At 63.2% G+C, this 310-nt stretch carries 1 protein-coding gene; it reads left to right on the plus strand.

Annotated features, from left to right (window positions below):
• A partial coding sequence (locus C5750_RS26715) for a hypothetical protein (protein ID WP_170111942.1) occupies positions 1-310 on the plus strand: 310 nt, incomplete at both ends.

Consider the following 310-nt stretch of genomic DNA (forward strand, 5'->3'; position numbering starts at 1 on the left):
CCGACCATCGCCAGCGAGCGATCTCCTTGGCTTGGGGGGCGGCAGCAGAGCAGATACCCGGCCGCTGCCCGAACACAGTGGATTGCGGCCTATCGTGCCGACATGGCGGCCGCTGCCGCATTGTTCAGAACGCTCAATGATGATCATGTCGACTTCGAGACGCGGCCGGTTCGATATGGGGGCAGTTGCGACATCATTCTCTATCATGAACTTTGCGCCGGGATTGACGGCCATGACATCGGCCCGGCAAGCCCGGCGGCCGAGCCGCTCAGACGGCTCGGGCTGCTGCGTGTCCTCGAAGAGCATGTTG

Source organism: Phyllobacterium myrsinacearum, assembly GCF_002980555.1.
Classification (GTDB): Bacteria; Pseudomonadota; Alphaproteobacteria; order Rhizobiales; family Rhizobiaceae; genus Phyllobacterium; species Phyllobacterium myrsinacearum.